We start from the raw sequence: 1,702 nt of genomic DNA on the forward strand, positions 1-1,702 counted from the left end.
GGCCGGGGCGTCATAGCCGTCCACCTTGCGATGCAGAAAATTGTCCGATCCGGCGTAGCGTATGTCCTGGCGGATCGAGGGATCGACATCGGCGAGCCGGACGAAGCCGGCGGGCAGGGCATCGGCCAAAGCGGGGAGGGTGGTTGCCGCGACAAGGATTGTTGCTGCCAGTGCCGAGGCTGCCGACAAGAACGGATTGCGCGAGGGGTGCCTCGGAACAGGCATGGGTGAGTATCCTGCTATCTGCCGAGCGTCCGGAAAGCCAATTCCATGAATCTCTTGGCGCGATCTATTCGACGAACACCTTCACACTCGCCGCACGCCCTGCGGCGTCGATGACGGTCAGCGTCGAATAGCCGGCGCCGTCGGGCTGCCAGGTCGCGGTGCGGCGACGATCGATGCCTGCCAGCGGCTTGCCGTTGGCGAGCCAGCGGAACGGCGCACGGCCGCCTTGCAGCTTCAGCACCAGTGGCGAGGCGTCGGCCGAATTGGTGCCGAGATCGACGCGGGCGCCGTCAGGCGGGAAGATGATGGTCGGTGCGGGTTCGCTCACCGTCGCCTGCACCAGGCCATCCGACCCGGCGCCGAAGCGGGCGAGCGTCACCGGCAGGTCCTCGCGTCTGGGGCTGAACATGCCGGGCGGTTTGCCCGGCAAGGGGACGGTGGCGAGGCCCGAGCGGACAAAACCCTCGAACAGGATGGGAGCGGCCGAGACATAGCCGGAAAGGCCGGGCACCGCGCCGGCATCGGGGCGGCCGACCCAGACGCCCAGCACGTAGCGGCCGTCGAAGCCGACCGACCAGGCGTCGCGGTATCCGTAGGACGTGCCGGTCTTGTAGGCGATGCCGCGCTGCAAGGCCCCCTCGGGCGGCTTGACGCCTGACAATATGTCGATGATCTGCCAGTTGGCCTGACCGTCGAGGATGGTGGCGCTGGTGCGCTCGGCATCGGCAGGCTCGGTGCCGTCATGCAGCGTGTGCGTCTTGCCGCCATTGGCGAGCCCTGTGTAGAGCTGGACGAGGTCGCGCAATGTCACCCCGACGCCGCCAAGACCGATGGCCAGGCCCGGGGCTTCGTTGACCGGCAGTATGGGGCTGACGCCGGCCTGGCGGAAGCGCGCCATCAGCCGCGTTGGCCCGACCGCGTCGAGCACGCGGATCGCCGGCACATTGAGCGACAATTGTAGCGCTTGCCGGATGCTGACATCGCCCTGGTAGCCCATGTCGAAATTCTTCGGCCGGTAGCCGGAGAAATCGACGGGGCTGTCGTCGATCAGCGTTTCCTGCGCCACCAGGCCCTGTTCGAAGGCCAAACCGTAGATGAAGGGCTTTAGCGTCGAGCCTGGCGAGCGGACGATCTTTGTCATGTCGATCCAGCCGGAGCGGCTTGCGTCGAAGAAATTGGCCGAGCCGACTTCGCCAAGGATGTCGCCGGTGCGGGAGTCGGCCAGCACCATAGCGACCGACAGGCGGGGGCCGAGCTTGGTGGCCGCGTCCCTCGCCACCTGTTCCAGCCCCTCCTGGACGCTCTTGCGGATCGTCAGCTGCAAGGGCTGACCGGGGACGGCCTTGGGCAACATCGCATAGGCGGCGTGCGCGGCGAGCGCCGGCAGCGTGCGGCGCAGGTCCGAGACATCGTCGAGGGAGGCCCGTGCGGCCTCGCGCTCGCCGAGCAGGCGGGAGGAGACCATTCGGGTCAGCAC

Annotated in this window: 1 protein-coding gene and 1 pseudogene; both read right to left on the reverse strand. The window is 67.7% G+C overall.

Annotation, left to right across the window (positions count from 1 at the left end; all coding sequences use genetic code 11):
* Positions 1-225, reverse strand: a pseudogene (locus EN939_RS33025) (M15 family metallopeptidase); the annotation flags it as partial.
* 64 nt (positions 226-289) lie between these two features.
* Positions 290-1,702, reverse strand: a 1,413-nt coding sequence (locus tag EN939_RS33030) for a penicillin-binding transpeptidase domain-containing protein (RefSeq protein WP_127271686.1), incomplete at its 5' end; no start/stop codon positions are given.

The organism is Mesorhizobium sp. M7A.F.Ca.CA.002.05.1.1, from assembly GCF_003998335.1.
GTDB lineage: Bacteria > Pseudomonadota > Alphaproteobacteria > Rhizobiales > Rhizobiaceae > Mesorhizobium.